Source organism: Serratia sp. HMSC15F11 (assembly GCF_001808215.1).
GTDB lineage: Bacteria > Pseudomonadota > Gammaproteobacteria > Enterobacterales > Enterobacteriaceae > Serratia > Serratia nevei.
In genome coordinates, this window is record NZ_KV792389.1 from 28996 (window position 1) to 50810 (window position 21815).

The following is a 21815-nucleotide window of genomic DNA, read 5'->3' on the forward strand; positions in this document are numbered from 1 at the left end:
TATGTGGCTGGCAGTCGACGGCAAAATAAAGTACCGGGCGATCGTGAGCGATCTTGACGGCACCTTGCTCGATCCGTCCGGGAATTTATCCGATGTGACGGTGGAAACGCTCAACATTTTACAGCGTCGGGGGTTGGAAATCGTCATTGCAACGGGGCGCTGCGACGCGGATGCGCGCGGGATCGTGGATGGGCTGGGGTTCTCGCCGGTGATCGTTTCTTGCAACGGCGCGATGGTCAACATCGAAGGGCAGGCGGCGGCGGATAGAAGCTATTTTTTGCCCGCAGAGCTGCAAACCGGGCTGATCGATTTTTTATTCGCCAGCCCGTTCCACGTGACCCTGTTCACCCGAGAGGGCTGGATGATGGCCGAAGAGAACCCGCATTTTTCTGACTACGTCAAAACGTCGGGCGTGGCCTGCCGCTATGTCGAGCCTGAGGCCATGAAGCGGCAGCGGATATTGAAAGTGCTGGTGCATGGCGACGCGGCGCCGATCGAGACGCTCTTTGACCAGGTCAACCAGGCCTTCGGAAAAACGCTGTCCATCTGTAAGTCCTCCACGGAAACGATAGACATCATGGATAAGCATATTTCCAAGGCCAGAAGCGTGGCCGACTATTTGAATTCCAAACAGATAGCGATGCGCGATTGCCTCTCTTTCGGCGATGCGATGAACGATCTGGACATGCTGCGCTGGGCCGGAACGGGCGTGGTCATGGGCAATGCCATGAGCGAATTGAAACGCGCTCTGCCGTTGAATCCGGTGGCGTTGCCCAACAGCCGCAATGGCGTCGCAGACTATCTCTGTCGTGAATTCGGTCTGTTCTGACGTTTTCACCGGGCGAGGTTTATTGGCAGACAAAAGGAGGTGAACGAACAGTGAGGGTTTCATTTTCTCAAAACGGAACACGTTAGATTAATGCAAAGGAGCGAGTATGAAAGAACTGACTGAAGCAGAAGTTATGGCGGTATCCGGCGCGGGCATCGCTTCCGACGCCGGCAAAATCCTGGGTACGGGTATTGGCGCCATCGTGGATGCCGGCACCGGTCTTTTCGGTATCCATGCGGATGCGTCAAACGCCGGCGCAAAACTCGGTGAAGGCATTGGCGCCGTCATCGATGCCGGGATTAGCGCGTTCTCACAGTTGTTTGGCCGCAAATCCTCTTGAGCCTCTAATGTAAAGTGCCCGCAAGGGCACTTTTAAATCAACCGCGAGCGCGGTGCAGGGAACGGGGCGGGAGGATGAATGGCAAATAAAATCATGCTGATTATGGTTATCAATCTTTTTGTGGCGGTGGCATTGGCGGTGTTTAACGTCATCTATATCCAAAAGAAGATGGATATCCGCTACCCCAGTGACGCCACCCCCTTTCAGGTCGCGGAGAAAGCGCAGGCCAGAATCCTGTCTATGAGACAGACCGCGGTGTTTTTAAACAACAATCCCGTGGTGGCGTTTACGTTGGAAATTACTGCCAAGCGCAGGCAGTTCACCCTGACGGATCATCGCGAGGCCGTGCTCTACGTCGCCATGAGTCGTTATCAGGAGAACCGCATTTATAGCGTGCTGGTGGGGGAAAACGAGAAAGATGTGATGTTCGAAAAAGACAGCTTCGGCTACCCGATATTATTTCATCACGCCTCGTGAGGCTGTTGATGCCCGTTTGCCGCCGCGCCGGCCTGAGAGGGCGGGGCAACGCCAACTATCGTGGGGGAAAAATGTTAAAGATCTCCGCTTATATTACCTTGATTTGGCTGGCTTTGGCCGTCTGCCGGTACGCCGCGGCCAAGGAGGAAGACGCCTGTTTCGCCGATGAGCACCCAGCATTACAGACGGTGATCCCTTGCTATAACCAGCAACTGGCCACGCTGCCCCTGTCATTTTCGTTAAAAAGCGTGGAGAGCGGCCAACACACGGAAATTCGTCATTATCGGCTGATGTCGCAATCCTGGTCGCCGCAAGACGCGATCCGGCCGACGCAGTGGTGGCACGACGTGGACATTTATATTCCCAACGGGGCATTCACCGGTAAAGCGTTGCTGGTGATGAGCGAAGACTGCGCGTGCAGCGCCGCCGGCCCGGGAACGTCGGGCAATCAAAAACCGGCGTTTTCCGCCGAGGCGCTGGCGGCGCAGAGCAAAACAGTGGTGGTGGTGGTCAATCGGCTGCCTTACCCGTACCTGGAATACCAAAATGAGGGACGGCGCCGTTCAGGGGCGGAAAGCCGGGCCAGAGGATGGCGATTGTTCCTGGATGATGCCGATGAATATTTGATGATGCCGCTGCATATCCCGATGACGGCGGCGCTGTCGCAAACCATGACGCTGGCGCAGCGCGAATTGCGCCAGTGGGAGATAGACAAATTTATCGTCGCGGGCGTGTCTGAGGGGGGAACCACGGCCTTGCTGACGGCGCTTTCAGATGAGCGCATCGATGCCGTAGCCGCCATTTTCCCTGAGGGGATCGCGGCGCGGCAGGTGATGAAGCATACCTATCGCACGTATGGCGGGCGTTGGCCTTTGGCATTTCACCCTTATTACCAACTGGGCATCGATCGGCGCATAGAGACCCCGGCGTTTGACAAGCTGATGCAGATTGAAGATCCCATCGAATATCCCCCCCTGGCCGAGCGCGGGCGGCCTCCTGCGCCGAAGTATTTCATCGTCGCCGGCGGCGACGAACGCTATCCGCCCGACAGCACGCGGTTTTATTTGAATAAGCTGCCGGGGGAGGTCTCGATGCGAGCCATCGCCGGCGATGAGCGCACGGTCCCCGAACGCGCTGTTCTGGCCTTGGTCAACCGTCGTCAGCGTGATATTGCGCTACCGACGATCGAGGTGCAGAGCAACGCCTCAGAGACGGCGCTGCGCACGCTCCGCTTTTCCGAGCCGCCGATCAGGGTGTTGCGCTGGACTGCGCATAACCGCACGGCCCGAGATTTTCGCTACTCGTGCGGCGTGCGTTATACCCCGGCGCCGCTGGAGGCGAACCGCGGTGAATTTCGGCTGAACGCCCCTGCACAGGGTTGGGAGGCCACCTTTATCGAAGCCGAGTTTAGCGACGGGTATATCGCGACCTCGCCGGTCTTTATCACCCCTGACGATCGCTACCCGATCGCCGCACCGGCGGGCGATGGCCTGGCGTGTGAAACCTTACCGGGTCGAGGGCTGGGGGAGGATTATCGCCATGACGATTAATCCCGCTGAAAATAAGACGGAAAAGCGTTGACTGTGAATTGAACGTCAAGATAACGCGGCTACATCGCTGAATTAACCTGCGTCAGAAGGGAACCGTTGATGATCGGCGGCGCCCTTTCTGCAGCATTATTACGCTGATTTATTGTCGGCGTTTTCTTATTTAAGAGCCCCCCCTCTCATATTCCATCTCTTCTGGACGCTTAACCTTTATTGCCCCATCCGGTTTCGCCGTCGGCGCGCCACTGTCCTTACAAGAATCAAAAACCTCTCCAGTCATTGGCTCCCGCGCGGCGTCTTTCATTTTTGTGTCAATTCATCCTTACGCACATTCATTGAAGAGGGAATGAGTGGTTTATCTTGTGGTTGGTGTATGAAACACGCTGATAAACCTTTCCTTTTCGGCCAGATGAATGAATCAAGAAACGCCGTTTTTTTGGTTTTTTTAAAATAAAAATAAGAATGATGCCAATTCGATTCGGGGTAATTATCTTTTCTCATCTTTACATTGATTTTATGTATTGCTAAAGAGGGAAAGCCAAGCATAATTAACTGTGAAAGGGGCGGAGCTCCTATTCGCCTTATCACGGATTAGCCGTGATAGGGATATTATTAAGTTTGTCCAATCAAAAGGAGAAGTACCCATGATGGAAAAAAAAGTGATTATGTTGGCATTGGTTGCGGCGAGTTTTTCGAGTGCTTTGCCGGCCCTGGCGGCAGACGGGCAGGTTAATTTTACCGGGAATATTGTTGATGCCGCGTGCAAGGTCACAAATGACTTGAGTAATCCATTAAATGTTGTTCTGGGCGATGTGGCCCGAACGGCATTTGCGGGGGGCAAGGGATCCACTTCCTCGGCGACTAAATTTACGCTGGAAGTGACGGATTGTCCGGATACGGTAAAAAGCGCCACCGTTAAGTTCGACGGCGCGGCCGATAATGGTGACAACAACGTATTGCAGCTGACCCAGGAAACGGATGTCGCCACGGGCGTTGGCATCCAGCTGTCTGATATTTCTAATAATGTTCTTCCGCTTTACACGGCCTCAACGGCCTATCCGCTGGCTTCCGGCAGCGGCGTAAAAAACAATCTTGATTTTACCGCGCGTTATATTTCCACGCTTGCAGATGTGACTGCCGGTAAAGCCAATAGCGTCGCGACCTTCACGCTGAATTACAACTGATAATATTTTCTTGCCCGCTGGTTTCCAGCGGGCCGTATTGCCTCGGAGATAATATTATGCGGTTTAATCGCTGCAGTGCCCTAATGGGATTCATTTTATTATTATTTTTTTCTACGGCGCAGGCCGGTGTGGTTGTCGGTGGGACGCGAGTAATTTTTAACGGTGAAAAAAAAGAAGCCTCAATCAGCGTCGACAACCCGGACAACGAACCTTATTTAATTCAGTCCTGGCTGGATAATCAACAGAGCGGCGTGGATAAGATAGCCTTTATCATTACGCCGCCTTTATTTCGTCTGGATGGGCATCAGGAGAATATGCTGCGTATCGTCCGCGTCGGCGATGACTTGCCGAAGGATAAAGAGAGCTTGTATTGGATGAATATAAAGTCCATTCCCTCGACGGAACACACGGGTAAGTCGAACACTTTGCAAATCGCGGTAAAAACGCGCCTCAAACTGATTTATCGCCCTGCGGCGTTGCTCAAACAGGTTCCCGAGGATGTGACTCAACGGTTGACGTGGCAGCGCGTCGGCAAGGAATTAAAACTCACCAATCCCACGCCGTATTATATGAATTTTCATTATGTTCGCATCGGCGGGCGCGAAATGAAAGAGGTGACTTATATCGCGCCGATGAGCAGTGAAATTTTTTCATTGCCGGTTTCTGGCGCGTCGTCGGTCAGTTGGAAATTAATTAACGACTACGGCGGCACCGGCAAGGAGCATCAGTCAGGTATTTAACCGCCAGGGGATGGGCGGCAGAAGGGAATAACGAATTCAATAATGGAGCTAATGAATGATAACTCGTCAGCGTAGAGCAGCGAAGCGGGATGCTTGGCTGAAGCGCATCGTCTTATTCACGGCAACCACGGCGGTATGCGGCAATATGGCCAACCCTGCCTTTTCCCGTGACTATTTCAATCCGGCGTTGCTGGAAACGGGGCGTTCGGGCCAACAGCCTGTTGACCTGTCGGTGTTTGAAAACGGCAACCAGGTGCCCGGCAAGTATCGGGTGGATATTTGGGTGAATGACATGCTGATGGAGACGCGTGACGTTCGGTTTGTCATCAAGCCCGGCGGCGATGATAAAGCCGGCCTGCAGCCTTGCCTGACGGGGGAGGATTTACAACGGCTCGGGGTGAAGATCGAGCGGTTTCCCGCATTGAACCGCGCGGAAGAGTGCGCGAATCTGGCCGCCATCCCGCAGGCCTCGGCGCAATTTCAATTTAACCGCCAGCGGCTGGTGCTGAGCATTCCCCAGGCGGCGTTGGAAAATCGGGTGCGCGGCTATGTACCGCCCGAACTGTGGGACGAAGGGATGCCGGCGATGCTGCTTAACTACGGTTTCACCGGCAGCAACAGCAAGGGGCGCGATCGTTTTACCCAGAGCGCGAGCAGTTACTACCTCAACCTGCGGCCGGGGTTCAATCTGGGGGCCTGGCGGGTGCGGAATTACACCACCTGGAGCTACAACAGCGGCGGTGGCGGGCGGCAGTCGGAAGATCGCTGGGACACCGTCTATACCTACGCCCAGCGCAATATCATCAGCATGAAGAGCTTGCTCACGCTCGGTGAAAGCAGCAGTCCGTCCGATGTGTTTGACAGCGTGTCGTTTCGCGGCGCGCAGCTGGCCTCCGATGACGACATGTTGCCGGAAAGCCTGCGCGGCTATGCGCCGGTGGTGCGCGGCATTGCGCGCAGCAACGCGCAGGTGGTCATTCGCCAAAACGGTTATGTCATCTACCAGAGTTATGTCGCGCCGGGCGCGTTCGAGATTTCTGACATGTATCCGACCGGCGGCAGCGGCGATTTGGACGTGACCATCAAAGAGGCGGACGGCAGCGAACAGCATATGACCGTGCCTTTTGCCAGCTTGCCGGTATTGCAACGCGAAGGGCGCCTGAAATACGCGCTGACGTCCGGCCAATACCGCACCTACGATCACAGCGTGGAGAAAAAGGTTTTCTCGCAGGGCAGCCTGATTTACGGCTTGCCGGCCGGCTTTACCCTCTATGGCGGCGGACAGTTCGCCGGCCCGTATCAATCCTTGGCCTTGGGGGTGGGTAAAAACCTGGGTGAGTTCGGCGCCCTGTCGGTGGACGCGACTCAGGCCTGGGCGAAACAGGAACATCAGCCGAAAAGCGACGGCCAGTCGTGGCGCGTGCGCTACAGCAAAAACATCGTAGCGACCGGCACGAACTTCGCCATTGCCGGCTACCGCTATTCGACCAGCGGCTATTATGGGCTGCAGGAAGTGCTGGACACCTACCGCAGCGGCAACCGCTACGCCCTGACAGACCGCCGTAAAAACCGCGCCGAGATTACGCTCAACCAGAATTTATGGGAGGGGGCGGGGTCACTTTCCCTCAGCGCGGTCAGCGAAGATTACTGGAATTCCGAGCGCAACATGCAATCGCTGAGCGCGGGTTACAACAATAGCTGGAATGGCATCAGTTACGGTTTTAACTACAGCTACAACCGTAATTCACAGGCGATTTACGGTGACTCAGACCGGGGGCAACGGCGTATTTACGATCGCGACCAACTGTTTGCCTTCAATATCAGCGTGCCATTGGAGAAATGGCTGAGCAACACCTACGCCACCTATAGCCTCAATACCAGCCAAAAGGGCAATACCAGCCATACGGCGGGGCTCAACGGCACGGCGCTGGCCGGCAACAACCTCAACTGGAGCGTACAGGAAGGGTATGGCAATCAGGGCCAGGGCAACAGCGGCAACGCCAACCTCGACTGGCGCGCCACCTACGGCGAACTCGTCGCGGGATACGCTTACGATCGCAGCCAACAGCGCGTCAACTATGGCGTAAAAGGGGGCGTGATTGCCCACGAAGACGGCGTCACCTTCGGCCAGCCCTTTGGCGAGACGGCCGCCCTGGTGACGGCGGCCGGCGCCAGCGATGTGGCGGTCGGCAACCAGGTCGGGGTGAAAACCGACTGGCGCGGCTATGCCATCGTTCCTTACGCCACCCCTTATCGCAACAACTCGATTCGTCTTGATGTGGAGAGTTTGCCGGATGATGTCGATCTCGCGCTGACCAACCAGTCGGTCACGCCTACCCGCGGCGCGGTAAGCCGGGCGAATTTCAAGGCGCACGTCGGCAAAAGGATCCTGATGAGAGTCACGGATCCACATGGGGTGCCTCTCCCTCTGGGGGCCAGCGTCCGCGATGCGGATCATTCGGCGCAGCCGTTCCTGATTGGCGGGGATGGATTGGTTTATCTCTCCGGCATGGCGGAACAAGGCCGGCTCGTCGTGCAGTGGGGGCGAAATGCCGAGCATCAGTGCCGCATCAGCTATCAACTGCCGGCGGAGAAACCCGTCGCAGGGATCCAAACCCTCAATGGCGTTTGCCAATAGATCTCGCTCCGTATCCATCATGACTTGTTAAGTGAGAGTGAAAATGAACGTTTTTATCAGGATATTCGGTTACGGCGCTCTGCTATGGCTGGCGACGCTAACGACGGTGGCGTATGCCGGCACCTGTACCACCAACGCGAAAACCATCCGCATGGGGTTGCTGACGCTGGCCGTGGATCCGCGTATTGAAATCGGCGAACAGTTGGCAGTCCGTACGGAAAACAGCATCAGCGGCACGACGTTTTCTTTTCTTTGCTCGGGCTCGGTGGCCTATCGTTCCCTGTCGCCGCTGACGCCGAGTGCGCTGCCCGGCGTGTTTGAAACGGGCATCGACGGCGTAGGCGTGACGATTTCGGATCTGTGGCAGAGCAATAAGAACGTGCCTTTCAATACGGCGATTTCGCCCAACCTGCTGACGCCGTGGATCAACCGCAATGATGTCAGGCTGACGTTTATCAAAACCGGCCCGATTAAAACCGGCGGTGATATGGGGGGGAAGATTATCGCCAGATATTATCTGGACTCGACCTCGGTATTGGATTTGAGCATTTCCGGCATGAAGGTCATTCAGAAAAGCTGCCTGGTGGATTTGAATTATAAAAATCAAACGGTGGACTTAGGCAGCCCAAAACGCAGCGAATTTAATGGGGTCGGCAGCAGCGCGGTGTCTTCCGAACGTAACTTCTTCGTGGTCCTGCAATGCCAGGAAGACAATATTCCGGTACAGGTGACGTTTGAAGCGGCCGGAAATTCGCCGGGCGTAGGCATGATCGCTATTGCCGACGGTTCTGATGCGGCAAAGGGCGTTGCCGTGGAAGTCCTGGACGAGAACCGTAATCCGCTCACGTTTTCCCGGCCGATTAACTATCACACCGCTGCCGAAAAAGAGATAAGAATTCCCTTAATGGCGCGTTATAAGCAGACGGGGGACATTAGCCCCGGGCAGGCCGATGCCGTCATGACATTCACCGTTACGCAGAATTAAGGGAGCCGTATCAAAAATATAATGCCGTCTTTTCCCGCGGCATTATTGGTGGCATCCGGCGCTGCAGGCCGATGCCAATGCAATGACAACACGCATGTATGGCTGTGTTTGTCGGTTTAAATATGGAGATTAACCAATGAAAGAACTGTCTGTTATCGAAATGAATGAAGTGTCAGGCGCCTATTCCTGGGATATGAGCAATGGGCTGTCCGGCCTGATTGGCAGCGCCGTCACGAATGCCGCGGAAGCCGTTTCGTCCGTTGCTTTGGGCGCCGCGGTCGGCAGCATGGCGGGCGCCGTCATCGGCGGTAAGCACGGCGGCGACGGCGGCGGTCTGCTGGGCGTCGGCTCCATTGGCCAGGGCGTTGGCATGGTCGCTGCGGGTATTCTGGGTGGCGTGGCCAGCGGCGTGGCCGCAGCCGTTGTTGGCTGGGATACCACCCTGGAATACTCCAAAAAAGGCCTCGATGGGCTGATTAACGGCACCATCAGCTAAATCAATATTGCTGTCCAAGGCCGCAGCGCTCGCGCTGCGGCTGTCTCCCGGTCAGGCATGCGCAGGTCTTCCTATGAGTGATAATAAGAGCAGAAATATTTTCCGCCAGGAGGCGGTCAATTATCAACGTCAAAGATGGACCGGCAGAGCGCTGCTGATTTCCGGCGCGTCCAGCTCTGTGATTGCCGTGACGTGCCTTGTTTTTATTCTTATTTTGGCGAGCGCGCTCTATTTTTGTGAATATACGCGCAGGGTGGATGTCGAAGGGGAGGTGATCAGCATTCCGCATTCGACGAACGTTTTTTCTTCCCAATATGGCTATGTAAATCGGTCTTTTCACCAGGCCGGTGATGTGGTGGAAAAAGACGAGCCGCTCTATATCATCGATGTTTCCAGAAGCACGGCCTCGGGTAACGTCAGCCATATTGCCGCGGGTGAAATCAACAAGCAGATCGGCAATCTGGATTCGATCATCAGCAAGCTGAAAAAAAACAAAGACGCGATGCTGGAGAACCTGAGAAAACAGATTGACAGCTATGAGATAGCGTATAAAGAAACGGAAAAACTTAACCTCAGTGCCAGAGATGGCATGGAAAAAATGAGGGAGAGTTTGAAAAACTACGAGCATTACCTGACGAAAGGGCTGATTACCAAGGATCAGCTGAATTATCAGCGTTCGCTCTTTCAGCAACAGCAGAGTTCCTATCAGGCGCTCAACAGCCAAAAGATTCAGCAAAATATCCAGCTGTCGCAGCTGCGCAGCGATCTGCTGATTCGCGCCGCCGATTACGACAATCAAATATCGCAAAGCGAATCGCAACGCAGCGAGCTGCAACGCCAATTGGCGGAATCCAACGCCGGCGACCAGGTGATTATCAAGGCGCCGCTGAAGGGGACAATCGAGTCGCTGAGCGTGACCGCCGGGCAGGTGGTCGAGAGCGGCAGCAGCCTGGCGCAGATCAAGCCGATTGAAAACATCAAATATTACCTGGTGTTGTGGCTGCCGAATAACAGTTTGCCCTACGTGAAAATCGGCGATGGCATCAACATTCGCTACGAGGCTTTTCCCTCGGACAAGTTCGGCCAGTTTCCGGGGCGCATTGAATCCATCTCTTCGGTTCCGGCTTCCCCACAGGAGATGGCGGAATACAGCAGCGGCAATAAAAGGGAGCGAAACGCCTACTACAAAGTGTTGGCGTCCATCAGCGACACGCAATTCAGCGACAAAGGGAAATATCTGGAGATCAGCAGTGGGCTGCAGGCCAGGGTGATTGTGTTCCTGGATAAGAAACCGCTTTATCAATGGGCGGTCGCGCCTTTGTATGACATAAAAAACAGCGTGGTGGGGAGAGTCGATGAAGGATCATAATCTTTTTGAACGGATCAACGAAAAGTTAACGTTCTCTCTGCGTAAACGGGTGCCGAGCATCTTGCAGTCGGAGTCATCGGAGTGCGGCCTGGCCTGCCTCGCGATGATCTCTGCTTATTACGGATTTAATGTGGATATGCTGAGCCTGCGGCAGCGATTCGGCATTTCCACCCAGGGCGCGACCCTGGGCACCCTGTCACAAATCGCGGCGCAAATTCAGCTGAAGACGCGGGCCTTGTCGCTGGACATCGATGAAATCAATCAGCTGAAAACGCCCTGCATATTGCATTGGAACATGAACCATTTCGTGGTGCTGGTTAAGGTTCAGCGCGCGGGCTTTGTGATTCATGACCCTGCCTTCGGGCGCCGAGTGATTGGCCTGCAAGAGATGTCGAACCATTTTACCGGCATTGCGCTGGAGCTGTGGCCCGACAAGGCTTTTCAGCAAGAGACCTTAAAAACCCGTTTACGCCTGCTGGATTTGATGAAAAACATCGAGGGGCTGCCGGGGACGCTGCTCAAGATTTTTGCCTTATCGCTCGTCATTGAGTCGGTCAACCTGCTGCTGCCTGTGGGGACCCAGCTCGTGACCGACCATGTCATTCAGGCGCATGACTACAGCTTGCTGACGGTCATCTGTTTGGGGCTGATCTTCTTCACCCTGTTTCGCGCGGTGGTCAGCATCGCCAGGGCCTGGATTTCCATCGTGCTGGGGACGCTGACCGATATTCAGTGGAAGACGACGCTGTTCGAACATCTGCTGAAGCTGCCGCTGGACTTTTTCGAGAAACGGCACCTGGGGGATATCCAATCGCGGTTTTCTTCATTGGATGCGATCAGAACCACCTTTACCAATAATATCGTCGGCGGGATCATCGACGGCATCATGACAGTCGGCTTGTTCGTGATGATGATGGTCTATGGCGGCTGGCTGGTCTGGGTGGTGTCAGGCTTCACCTTGGTCTACATCCTCATCAGGATGATGACCTACCGCACCTACCGCCAATTCTCGGAGGAGCAAATCGTCAAGGCGGCCAAGGCGAACTCGCACTTCATGGAGACGCTGTACGGTATTTCCACGGTCAAAGCGCTGGGCATCAAGGAAACGCGCTCCAGCTATTGGCTCAATTTGAATGTCGATGCCGCCAATACCAATATCAAAATCACCCGTTTCAATATGATGTTCGGCGGGATCAATACCTTTATCACCACGCTCGATCAGGTGGCGATACTTTGGCTCGGCGCCATGATGGTCATCGACAATACTATGACGCTCGGCATGTTCATGGCGTTCAACGCCTATCGAGGCCAGTTCTCGCAGCGGGCTTCCAGCCTGATCGATCTGGCGATCGGCCTGCGCATGCTGTCGCTGCACAATGAGAGGATATCTGACATCGTCTTTACCGATGCGGAGGTGGAGTCCGCGCCGCGGCAGGTCTTCGAACCGGGCAAGGGGGTTGCCGTTGAGGTTAAAAACCTCACCTATCAATATGACGCGCTGTCTCGGCCGATCTTTAAAGACCTGGATATCCGCATCGCCGCCGGCGAGAGCGTCGCCATCGTCGGGGCGTCTGGCGTGGGGAAAACTACCTTGCTGAAGGTCATGTGCGGCTTGCTCAACCCGACCTCGGGAGAGATCCTGGCCGACATGATGGATATCCATAAAATCGGCGTGAATAACTACCGCAATGCGATCGCCTGCGTGTTGCAGGACGACCGACTATTCTCCGGCTCGATCGCGGAAAACATCAGCGGCTTCGAGGTCAACGCCAATAGAGAGTGGATTGTGGCCTGTGCGATGCACAGCAACATTCACGAGGAAATCATGCAGATGCCGATGGGTTACGAAACCCTGATCGGAGAGTTGGGGAACGGCATCTCCGGCGGGCAAAAGCAACGTCTGTTTATTGCACGCGCCCTCTACCGGCGACCAAGCGTGCTGTTTATGGATGAAGCGACCAGCCATCTGGACGTTGAGAATGAATTGGCGATCAACCGGGCGATATCTTCGCTGAATATCACGCGCGTGATTGTCGCCCACAGAAAATCGACGATCGACTCGGCGGATAGGGTGGTGGCGCTGGGGGCCGCGAGCGGCGGCTAACGCTCGCTCGGCAACCCAGGCTGTCCCCGCGGCCAAAATCGCGGTAAAATGCAGCAGTTGACCTTATCGCACGCCATCAGGCCGCCGTACTCGCTATGAAAATGCGCAAACCGCGCCGTCCGCCCGGGCGGTGGATCTATTACATCCTGCATGAAGACATGCTGTGGCCCTGCCCGGTCAAATGGGAGTGGGAGAGCGGCTATAACGCCTGGCTGCCGTTTTACTATTCCCCCACGCTGGAGTTCGTCGCCGGCAACCCCGCCCGCGCCACCAAGGTCAGCAGCGGTCGGCGTTAAGCGGGCAGTGCGTGCTGCTCGCCTTGCCGCCCGGCATCCGCTCACCTAAGATCATTGCATCACCCACAGGTTTTCCGGGAGCTCCCATGTCTACTCAGTTTCGCACTTCTCTTTGCGGCGCGGTGGCGTTGTTGCTGCTGGCGGGCTGTCAGCAAACGGCGCATAAACCGACGCCGCCGCTGCAGGCGCAGTTGGATCACATCGCTTCGATGCTGGCCGGCGGCCACTTCCTGCGCGTGGACTGCGGGCGCAGCGATGTGCCGGACGATGTCAAATTGCAACGCACCGCGATGCGGGCGGCGCAGCATCGCGGCTGGGATACGCAGGCGGCAGGGTATCGGCAGCTGCCGGCGCTCACCCAGGCGCGCTACCTGACTCTGCAGCAGGACAATCAGCTGCTGACGGACAAATGCACCACGCTCAGCCGCAGCACCGCACGCTTTATCGCGGCGGCGCAGGCCGATCAGGAAGACTACATGGAGTAGCGCGACGGTGTGCCTTTCGGGCGCTCGTCGCGGGCGCCCAAAAATTCTTTGCAGGATAACGATTTATCGCTCATCATTTGAAATGATGTTTCACTTTTATTCATCGAGCCCACCTTGAACCTGTATGCCGCCCTGCGTCAGCGCGTGGAAAATACGCCCTGGTACGCCAAACGGAAAAGCTACCGCGTGCTGTTCTGGCGCGAAATCACGCCGCTGGCGGTGCCAATTTTTCTGGAGAACGCCTGCGTTCTGTTGATGGGGGTGCTGAGCACCTTTCTGGTGAGCTGGCTCGGTAAAGAGGCAATGGCCGGGGTGGGGCTGGCGGACAGCTTCAACATGGTGATCATCGCCTTTTTCGCCGCGGTGGATCTCGGCACCACCGTGGTGGTGGCCTTCAGCCTCGGCAAGCGCGATCGTCGGCGCGCGCGCGCGGCGGCGCGTCAGTCCCTGGTCTTGATGACCGGCGTGGCGCTGCTGTTGGCGGCAGGCATTCATCTGGCGGGCGAATCGATCATCGATGTGATCGCCGGGGCGGCCTCGCCGGAGGTGAAGGCGCTGGCGCTTTCTTACCTGCAGACCACGGTGTGGAGCTATCCGGCGGCGGCGATTGCGCTGATTGGCAGCGGCGCGTTGCGCGGCGCGGGCAACACCAAGATCCCGCTGCTGATCAACGGCGGCATGAATATCCTCAATATCATCATCAGCAGCATTCTGATATACGGCATGCTCGGCTGGCACGGGCTGGGCTTCGTCGGCGCCGGGCTGGGGCTGACGATTTCCCGCTGTATCGGCGCCATCGCCATTCTCTATGTGCTGGCGATCGGCTTTAACCCGGCGCTGCACATCACGCTGAAAAGCTATTTCACGCCGCTGAAGATGGGCATCCTGTGGGAAGTGCTGGGGATCGGCATTCCCGCCAGCGTCGAATCGGTGCTGTTCAACGGCGGCAAGCTGCTGACGCAGATGTTCGTCGCCGGCATGGGCACCAACGTGATCGCCGGTAACTTCATCGCTTTTTCTATCGCTTCGCTGATCAACTTGCCGGGCAACGCGCTGGGCTCGGCCTCGACCATCATCGTGGGGCGGCGGCTCGGCAAAGGCGAGATCGGCCAGGCGGAGCGGCAGCTGCGCCATATTTTCTGGCTGTCGACCCTCGGGCTGACCGCCATCGCCTGGGGCACGGCGCCGCTGGCCGGCGTCTTTGCCGCGTTTTATACCTCGCAGGATGACGTAAAAACGGTAGTGAAAACCCTCATCTGGCTCAACGCCGCCTTTATGCCGATCTGGGCCGCTTCCTGGGTGTTGCCCGCCGGGCTGAAAGGCGCGCGCGACGCCCGCTTCGCCATGTGGGTGACGATGCTGGGCATGTGGGGCTGCCGCGTGGTGGCCGGCTATGTGCTGGGCATTGAACTGGGCATGGGCGTGGTGGGCGTCTGGCTGGGGATGTTCCTCGATTGGGCGGTGCGCGGCGCTTTGTTTTACTGGCGCATGGTCAGCGGGCGCTGGCTGTGGAAATATCCGCGGGTCAGGGCCGAGGAGAGAGACCTATGCCGCCCCTCGGAGGAGGCGGCAATCCGGTACAGGGAGTGAACCGGCTGTCGGTCACGGTGATTATCCTTTGATGTTTACGTCGCTACAGCTGTAAAAGCCTTCGCCGACAGGATCGATGCGTTGCCAGCGAATGTAGATAACGTGTTTTCCCGTATAGTCTTTGGCGTTTACGGCGAATTTGTATTGCTGGTTTTCCGGTTTGACATTCTCGACTTTCTCCAGCAACACCAGGTCACTCCACTTCAGGGGCGCGGTGGCGGCGTTATAATCCGGCCTTGAGATATAAACCTCGAAGAAGCTGGGATCGTGGGTCGCCGTGGCGTCATAGACAATATCTATCTTGCCTTCACTGGTTTTTTGGATATCGGTGGCGCGCCAGGCGGTCACAGCGTCTAAACCGGATTTGTCATTCCAGACTTTCGAACGCTCATCCCATTCAGCGCCGACATTACCGGCGGAACAAAGCTGCCCGTCCGGGATGGCGGCTTTAACGGCATCCGGATTGTTGTAGTCAGCAACATTCTTGGAGGCCTCATTCCACTGCCTGAACTGATAGTTGGACTGCTCGATAATATCGACAGCATTTTTTTTGCTGTTGATGGCGCTTTTTTTCCCTTCTTCTTTCGGCACAACAATCCCAGACTTATCAAGGTACTTGTGATAGACGAGCTGATACGCCGCTTTACAGTCGCTTTGCGGAATGCCGGAACCGTCTGCCGGCCAATAATATCCGCCCTCTTTGTAGCACTGGTATTGACGAGAGATGGGGATCGCCGGAGAACCATGTCGCGGTTGCAGGGAGGAGGCGGCTACGTTTTGGTACGGGGACGGAGGTGTTTGGGCGAATGCAGCGACTGAGAATAGTGAACAGGAAGCCAAAGCTAACAACGTTTTCTGCAAAAGCATAAATTACCCCTACTTGTGGTGAGCCGTTCAAAGGGAACTGCTCGGAATGAGTGAGATATGGTCTTATTTCACATAAAAAATATTTAAGTATTAATGCGGTTTTATCCACAATTTGTTGTGATTCAAGTCACGCAAGTGTGAAATATAAGTATTATTTATTTAGTTTTATGAATATTTCAACGGGGCGGGACATATGAACCAGTGTATTAGGCCCGCTGGAGCGGGTATTGACGATGTGGGTGAACGGCAGTGAGAGCCACCGTTCTCATTGGTATAACGCGAGGGCATTACCCGCCATGAGCAGGATGTGATGCGCTATCTGGCCTGTGAATTGCCGCAGGCCACCATTGCGCGCAACCTGCACCTGAGCGTGAAAACCGTCAGCAACCACAAACAGGCGGCGATGAGAAAACTGGGTTTCAAACGCAACGCGGATCTCTACCACTGGCTGCGAATGGGCGGGTTGAAAACCGTAGAGCGGCCGCGAGGGTGAAGGCGCGGCTCAGGCGCCAGACCTACGCCTGAGCCGCTGCGGCGTCAATACAGCAGGGTCATCGCGCTGAAGAACAACAGCGTCAACGCGATGATGATGACGTTTTGCGTGGCTTTGCGCACCAGCTTACCGGCGCTCAGACGGCTGTCGATGACGTAGAGCAGCGGCACCATCAGCAGCACGTAGGCAAACATCAGCATGGCGGTAAAAGGCTGCACATTCATTCCGGCGGCTCCTGTGGGTCATCTTGGCCGATCAGGTGCACCAGCACGGCCTCTGTTTGATGGGGAAGCCCGACAAAGGGCGAATGGACGGGGGGAGCCGGCTCGAACGGCAGGCCGGCGCGCCGCGTTTTCACCGCCGCTTGCAGGATCTTCTTTTGGTGTCTTTGCGTGTGGTCGACCATGCGCCTCCGAATAGGGCCGCCCGCAGGCGGCCGACTGCCATATTGCCCATTAAGGTGGAGAAGGATTGCGGGCCACTGCCGGGGCCACGCACTCATAATATTGCGAATGATAATTATTATCAATAATGAAAATGAAAAAATTAAGAGTATTGCGGGCGGCGCATCAGGCGGGGCGTAAAAAGAAAAAGCACGCCTTGCGGCGTGCTTTGCAGGGTATTACCGGTGGCGGTTACTTCTGATCGGGCAGCGCGTAAGCGACTACATAGTCGCCCAGCTTGGTGCCGAAGGAACCGTGGCCGCCGGCGTAGATCAGGACGTACTGCTTACCGTTGACCTCATAGGTCATCGGCGTCGCCTGGCCGCCGGCCGGCAAGCGCGCTTCCCACAGTTTCTCACCGTTGGTCACGCTGAAGGCGCGCAGGTAGTTGTCTGCGGTGGCGCCGATGAAGAACACGTTACCGGCGGTGGTCACCGGGCCGCCCAGCATCGGCATGCCCATTTTGAACGGCAGCGGCAGCGGGGAGCTGTCGCGCACGGTGCCGATACGTTTTTTCCACACGATGTCGTTGGTTTTCAGATCAACGGCGGAAATGTAACCCCAGGCCGGCTGTTTGCACGGCAGGCCGAACGGTGACAGGAACGGGTTCAGCGTGACGCCGAACGGCACGCCATACTGCGGCTGGATACCGGTTTCGGTACCGCTGCCGCCCTTGTCGCCTTCCGGCGGCTCAATCGGGTTGCCTGGGCCGCGTGGGATCAGTTTGGACACGAACGGCAGCGCGATCGGGTTGGCGATAGCGATTTCGCGATCGGTATCGACGGCCAGGCCGCCCCACTCGAACATGCCGAGGTTACCCGGGAACACCAGCGTGCCCTGCTCGGAAGGCGGGGTGAAGGTGCCTTCATAACGCAGGCTGTGGAACATCACGCGGCAGACCAGCTGGTCATAGATGGTCGCGCCCCACATGTCTGCACCGGTCAGTTTCTTCTCAGGACGGAAGGTCAGCTCGGAGAACGGCTGGGTCGGTGACAGGCGATCGCCTTTGGCCGGCCCCTGCGGTACCGGTTTCTCCGGCGCCGGCACCACCAGTTCGCCGTTGGTGCGGTTCAGCACGAAGATATTGCCGGTTTTGGTCGGCACGTAGATGACCGGCACTTTTTTACCGCTCTTGTCGGTAATGTCTGCCAGGGTCGGCTGCGCCGGCACGTCCATGTCCCACAGGTCATGGTGGACCGTTTGATAGAACCAGGCCAGCTTGCCGGTGGAGGCGTTCAGCGCCAACAGGCCGCTGGCGTAGCGCTCCATTTCCGGGGTGCGGTTGCCGCCCCAGATGTCCGGCGTGGCGACGCCCATCGGCAGATAGACGATATCCAGCTTGGCGTCATAGGCGGCCGGTGCCCAGGAGTTCGGCGAGTTCGGCACGAAGTGATGCTCGTCCGCCGGGATGGCGTTCGGATCTTTCGCGCCAGGATCGAAGGCCCACAGCAGCTTGCCGCTGTTGACGTCGAAGCCGCGGATCACGCCGGAAGGCTCGCGAGTGGAGTAGTTGTCGGTCACGGCGCCGGCGACGACGATCACGTTATCGGTGATTACCGGCGGCGAAGTCGGCTCGTAGTGGCCCGGCGTCGCATACGGCATGTTGCTCTGCAGGTTCAGTTCGCCGTTATTGGCGAAGTCCGGGCACGGCTTGCCGGTTTCGGCGTCCAGCGCGAACAGGCGGCCGTCGTTGACCGGCAGAATGATGCGGCGTGCGCACATCGCCGGTGCGGCGTTGCCGGCAGCGTCTGCGGCGGCAGCGGTTTCGTGGTAAGACACGCCGCGGCAGGTGATGTGCTGGAAGGTCGGGTTGTACTTCAGCTGCGGATCAAACTTCCATTTTTCTTTACCGGTGGCGGCATCCAGCGCAAACAGCTTCTGGTGCGGCGTACACATGTAAAGGGTATCGCGGATCTTGATCGGCGTGACTTCGTTGGTGATCTCACCCGGATCGTTGGCGGTCTTCAGATCGCCGGTCTGGAAACGCCAAACCTCTTGCAGCTGGCCAACGTTTTTGTCGTTGATCTGGCTCAGCGGCGAGTAACTGGTGCCTTCCTGGGTGCGGCCATAGGCCGGCCAGTCGGCGCCGGTGGTGTCTTTAGGCTGTACCTGCGCGGCGTCGAGGGTGCCGTTGATCTCTTGCGGATCGTTGAACACGGCATAGGCCAGCGCAATGACGGTGATGACCAGCGCCGCGCTCAGCGCACCGTAGGCGAACTTGCCGTTGGCGACCAGCTTACGGTAGATAAACGGCAGTACCAGCCACAGGCCGAAGAAGAAGGTGACGTCCAGACGCGGCGTCAACGCCCAGAAGTCCGGGCCGACTTCCCACAAGGCCCAAACGGTGGTGCCCAACAGGAACACGGCGTACAGCAGCAGCGCGGTGGCGCGGCGGCGGAACAGCAGCCAAGAGGTCGCCAGCAGCACCAGCCCGGCGATGATGTAATACAGCGAACCGCCCAACTTGGCCAGCCAAATGCCGCCGCCGAGCAGATAAAGCCCGCTCAGGGCGGCAAACAGCGCCGTTATGACGATAAGCGGCGATAGTGACGCTTTATTTTGCATAGCAATACCCTTACCAAAAATGAAAGTCCCCGATTTAGAGATTAAGCCAAATCGGAAAAAACACGCGGTTTCTCCCTAATATTTCAGCGGGAAGCCGCTAGGGTGACGTAAAACCTATTCCGTCTTTTAACCTTAAGGTGCTTTGCCTTATTCAAAGCGGTAAGACAAGGTGGCGCCGCCACCCCAGTTGCGACCCGGCGCCGGCTCGAAGTAGCGGCCGTTGCCTTCGTTGACGATCACCGAACCGACGTAACGGCGATCGAACACGTTATCTACCCGGCTGAACACGTCCAGCGCCCAGCGGTTCCAGGTAAAGCGATAGCCGGCGTTTACGCCGGCCACGGTGTAAGCGGGGGCCTGCGCGCTGTTGGCGTCGTTGGCCTGAATGTCGCTCATGTAGCGCAGCTCCGCGCCGGCATGCCAGCCTTCCGGCGGCGCAAAGGCCAGCGAGGCGTAGCCCATGTTGCGCGCGATGCCCGGCAGGTGATTGCCGGCGGGAATGGTCTGGGCTGGGGTACAAACGGCTTTGCCGCACATATCGCTGCGGTAGGTGGCGTCCAGCAGCGTCCAGGCCATATGCAGGCGCCAGTCCAGCGCAAACTCTTGATCCAGCGCCAGCTCCAGGCCGCGCCGCCGGGTTTTGCCGGCGTTGGCATAGCTGGTGCGTCCGCCGCTGCTTTCCGCAACCACCAGCTCGTTATCGGTATCGGTCTGGAACAGGGCCGCGCTCACCAGGCCGTTGCCGAGGCGCAGTTTGCTACCCAGTTCGACGGTGTCGCTGGTGGAAGGCTGCAGGCCGATGTTGAGGCCCGTCTGGCCGTCGGGACGGTAGGAGAGCTCGTTGATGGTGGGGGTTTCAAAGCCGCGGCCGGCGGAGAGATAAACGTTCCATGCCGGGCTGATCTTATAGTTGAGCGAGCCCATCGGCAGCCACTGGTGGTAGCGTTTGCTGCCGCTGTCGTCGCCGTTGCGCGGCGTGATGTAATAGTCGGTCGAGTCGAAGCTGACCGTGCTGTAGCGCAGGCCGGCGTCCAGCGTCCAGTGCGGCGTCAGTTGCCAGGAGGTTTGCAGGTAAGGATCCAGGTTCCAGATGCGGTTCTTCTCGTTGCGCCGCTGGTCGCCTTTCTCGCCGTAGTCCACTGTGCCGTCTCGCAGAATAAAGTTTTCGAACCCCTGGCGGCGTTCGGTCATGGTTTCATAATCCAGACCGCCGATCAGTGTTACCGGTAACGATGCGAAAGTATCCTCATGCTTCCAGCGAGTGTCAATGCCCTGATATTTTCTTTCCAGCACGATCACCCCGCCGGCGTGGGTGGGGTTGAGCTGCGGCCCCATCGGGATTGATTGGTATTGCGTGGTGTGGCGCTCGCCGTGGTAGGCGGTCAGGGTCAGTTCGTCGCGCTCGCTCATCCGGCGCTGATAGCGCAGGCCGGCCTGGGTCTGGTCGAGCGATTTGCGGGTGTTGAATTGATCCGCGCGCGGCGCCTGGCGCGGATTGGCCCTCCATTCCGCCTCGGTCAGGCCGCCCGGATCGCCGGCGTCAATCGAGACGCTGTTGAACATCAGCGTCAGGGTGCTGACGTCGTCCAGGCGCACGCCGAGCTTGCCGTTACCGAGGTTTTTCCGCGCGGCGCTGTGATCGCGATAGCCCTGAGTGGTGAATCGGGTGCCGGAAATAGCGTAGTTGACGTCGCCGGCCTGGGTGCCGTCGCCGGTGGCGCCGGTCGCTTTCACCCCGTAGCGCCAGGTGTTGTCGCTGCCGAAATAGCCGCCGGCTTCCAGCGTCGGCGGCTGGGCGCCGGTCTGGGTGTCAACGTTGATTACCCCACCTGAGGCGTTGCCGTACAGCGCGGAATAAGGGCCGCGCAGCACCTCGATGCGCTCGACGGAATTGATGTCGATATTGGAGGTTTGACCCTGGCCGTCGGGCATGGTGGCGGGAATGCCGTCGACGTACATGCGCACCCCGCGCACGCCGAACATCGAACGGCTGCCGAACCCGCGTATCGACATCTGCAGATCCTGCGCATAGTTTTGCCGATTTTGGATCTGCAGGCCCGGCACGCTGCCGAGGTTTTCCGACAGGTTAATCTGCGGCGCGGCGTTGCGCAGGGTTTCGCCGTCGATCACGCTGACGGAGACCGGCGATCCCAGCTCGGTCAATCCGGTGGGTTGCGCCATCACCACCAGGGTGTCGCTTTTTTCTTCATTATTTTCTGCCGCCAGTGCCTGGCTGGCGAAAATAGGCTGTAGCAATAGCATTGCAGCCGGGGTAAGCACGGCGTTTTTCTTATTGATCATGGAATAAATCTGCCACTGGTATTGAAAGGGAATCGCAGGTCGATTCAGAGTTAGCCATCTGTCACT

General features: G+C 57.3%; 20 protein-coding genes. 15 read left to right on the forward strand and 5 right to left on the reverse strand.

Features of this window, described 5'->3' with window-relative positions; all coding sequences use genetic code 11:
- Position 1: 1 nt before the first annotated feature.
- The 14 genes from HMPREF3138_RS00565 (at position 2) to HMPREF3138_RS00630 (ending at position 15080) form a co-directional block, all read left to right on the forward strand.
- A complete protein-coding gene (locus tag HMPREF3138_RS00565) occupies positions 2-829 on the forward strand; it encodes a Cof-type HAD-IIB family hydrolase (protein ID WP_038872258.1) in 828 nt (275 codons plus the stop codon).
- Between the two features lie 106 nt (positions 830-935).
- Positions 936-1169, forward strand: coding sequence for a hypothetical protein (locus HMPREF3138_RS00570; protein WP_038872255.1), 234 nt, complete (start codon positions 936-938; stop codon positions 1167-1169).
- Positions 1170-1247: 78 nt separating this feature from the next.
- Positions 1248-1646: a hypothetical protein gene (locus HMPREF3138_RS00575; RefSeq protein WP_038872252.1), complete on the forward strand. Its 399-nt coding sequence runs from the start codon at positions 1248-1250 to the stop codon at positions 1644-1646.
- Between the two features lie 71 nt (positions 1647-1717).
- A complete protein-coding gene (locus HMPREF3138_RS00580; protein WP_038872249.1) occupies positions 1718-3196 on the forward strand; it encodes a PhoPQ-activated protein PqaA family protein in 1479 nt (492 codons plus the stop codon).
- A gap of 641 nt (positions 3197-3837) precedes the next feature.
- Positions 3838-4377, forward strand: a complete 540-nt coding sequence (locus HMPREF3138_RS00585) for a fimbrial protein (RefSeq protein ID WP_038872246.1) — start codon at positions 3838-3840, stop codon at positions 4375-4377.
- A 56-nt stretch (positions 4378-4433) separates the two neighbouring features.
- Positions 4434-5117 (forward strand): fimbrial biogenesis chaperone, encoded by a 684-nt coding sequence (locus HMPREF3138_RS00590; protein WP_038872243.1) that lies wholly within the window; start codon positions 4434-4436, stop codon positions 5115-5117.
- 55 nt (positions 5118-5172) lie between these two features.
- Complete coding sequence (locus HMPREF3138_RS00595; protein WP_038872241.1) at positions 5173-7755, forward strand: fimbria/pilus outer membrane usher protein; 2583 nt, start codon at positions 5173-5175, stop codon at positions 7753-7755.
- A 43-nt stretch (positions 7756-7798) separates the two neighbouring features.
- Complete coding sequence (locus HMPREF3138_RS00600) at positions 7799-8740, forward strand: fimbrial protein (RefSeq protein ID WP_038872238.1); 942 nt, start codon at positions 7799-7801, stop codon at positions 8738-8740.
- Positions 8741-8876: 136 nt separating this feature from the next.
- The gene (locus tag HMPREF3138_RS00605) at positions 8877-9236 is read left to right on the forward strand and encodes a hypothetical protein (RefSeq protein ID WP_038872235.1); all 360 of its coding nucleotides are present in this window, start codon (positions 8877-8879) and stop codon (positions 9234-9236) included.
- A gap of 73 nt (positions 9237-9309) precedes the next feature.
- Positions 9310-10605 carry an HlyD family secretion protein gene (locus HMPREF3138_RS00610; protein ID WP_038872232.1) on the forward strand — a complete coding sequence of 432 codons (1296 nt, stop codon included), beginning with the start codon at positions 9310-9312 and terminating at the stop codon, positions 10603-10605.
- Positions 10592-12709 (forward strand): peptidase domain-containing ABC transporter, encoded by a 2118-nt coding sequence (locus HMPREF3138_RS00615; RefSeq protein WP_038872229.1) that lies wholly within the window; start codon positions 10592-10594, stop codon positions 12707-12709. Before HMPREF3138_RS00610 ends, HMPREF3138_RS00615 begins: the two co-directional genes overlap by 14 nt.
- A 95-nt stretch (positions 12710-12804) precedes the next feature.
- A complete protein-coding gene (locus HMPREF3138_RS00620; RefSeq protein WP_016927170.1) occupies positions 12805-13005 on the forward strand; it encodes a hypothetical protein in 201 nt (66 codons plus the stop codon).
- Positions 13006-13091: 86 nt separating this feature from the next.
- Positions 13092-13490 carry a type II secretion system pilot lipoprotein GspS gene (gene gspS, locus HMPREF3138_RS00625; RefSeq protein ID WP_038872224.1) on the forward strand — a complete coding sequence of 133 codons (399 nt, stop codon included), beginning with the start codon at positions 13092-13094 and terminating at the stop codon, positions 13488-13490.
- Between the two features lie 114 nt (positions 13491-13604).
- Positions 13605-15080 carry an EmmdR/YeeO family multidrug/toxin efflux MATE transporter gene (locus HMPREF3138_RS00630; protein ID WP_038872221.1) on the forward strand — a complete coding sequence of 492 codons (1476 nt, stop codon included), beginning with the start codon at positions 13605-13607 and terminating at the stop codon, positions 15078-15080.
- Between the two features lie 21 nt (positions 15081-15101).
- Here the strand turns inward: HMPREF3138_RS00630 and HMPREF3138_RS00635 are convergent, their stop codons facing one another.
- Positions 15102-15947 (reverse strand): lytic polysaccharide monooxygenase, encoded by an 846-nt coding sequence (locus HMPREF3138_RS00635; RefSeq protein ID WP_038872219.1) that lies wholly within the window; start codon positions 15945-15947, stop codon positions 15102-15104.
- Positions 15948-16257: 310 nt separating this feature from the next.
- On the opposite strand from HMPREF3138_RS00635, the gene HMPREF3138_RS00640 reads away from it, so the two are divergent.
- Complete coding sequence (locus tag HMPREF3138_RS00640; protein WP_038872216.1) at positions 16258-16440, forward strand: LuxR C-terminal-related transcriptional regulator; 183 nt, start codon at positions 16258-16260, stop codon at positions 16438-16440.
- A gap of 44 nt (positions 16441-16484) precedes the next feature.
- Here HMPREF3138_RS00640 and HMPREF3138_RS00645 read toward each other — a convergent pair whose 3' ends face one another.
- The 4 genes from HMPREF3138_RS00645 to pqqU form a co-directional block, all read right to left on the reverse strand.
- Positions 16485-16664, reverse strand: coding sequence for a hypothetical protein (locus HMPREF3138_RS00645; RefSeq protein ID WP_038872213.1), 180 nt, complete (start codon positions 16662-16664; stop codon positions 16485-16487).
- On the reverse strand, positions 16661-16846 hold the full coding sequence (locus tag HMPREF3138_RS00650) for a hypothetical protein (protein ID WP_038872209.1): 186 nt from the start codon (positions 16844-16846) through the stop codon (positions 16661-16663). Before HMPREF3138_RS00650 ends, HMPREF3138_RS00645 begins: the two co-directional genes overlap by 4 nt.
- A 229-nt stretch (positions 16847-17075) precedes the next feature.
- Entirely contained in the window at positions 17076-19448 is a 2373-nt protein-coding gene (locus tag HMPREF3138_RS00655) for a glucose/quinate/shikimate family membrane-bound PQQ-dependent dehydrogenase (protein WP_070558739.1), read from the reverse strand.
- Between the two features lie 147 nt (positions 19449-19595).
- Positions 19596-21749 (reverse strand): TonB-dependent receptor PqqU, encoded by a 2154-nt coding sequence (gene pqqU, locus HMPREF3138_RS00660; protein ID WP_049194200.1) that lies wholly within the window; start codon positions 21747-21749, stop codon positions 19596-19598.
- Between the last annotated feature and the right edge of the window lie 66 nt (positions 21750-21815).